This window comes from Sutterella massiliensis (genome assembly GCF_016899755.1).
GTDB lineage: Bacteria > Pseudomonadota > Gammaproteobacteria > Burkholderiales > Burkholderiaceae_F > Sutterella > Sutterella massiliensis.
The window spans coordinates 1-240 of sequence record NZ_JACJJC010000527.1; the positions used below are offsets into that span (position 1 = coordinate 1).

1 protein-coding gene is annotated in these 240 nt (G+C 64.2%); it reads right to left on the reverse strand.

Features of this window, described 5'->3' with window-relative positions; genetic code table 11:
- The coding region (locus H6A60_RS13575; RefSeq protein ID WP_205105398.1) for a hypothetical protein at nucleotides 1-240 on the reverse strand (240 nt) is incomplete at both ends.

A 240-nucleotide genomic window follows, 5' to 3' on the forward strand; every position in this document is an offset into this window, starting at 1 on the left:
GCTTGAGCGCTTCGTCGAAAATGAGCGCAGCGCGCTGGTTCGGCTGCTTGAGCACGGCTTTGCCGAATGAGGCGTAGCCGGCCGATTCGTCTGCAAAACGCCGGCCTTCGTCGTTGATGCCGATGCAGTAGGGAAGGGCGCGGGTGGGGGAGCCGTTGCCCTTGGGGCCGACATATACGATCGGCAGATGCAGCGACTCCACGCCCGCCATACCGCGAACGCCCGCACCGATTTCCTGAG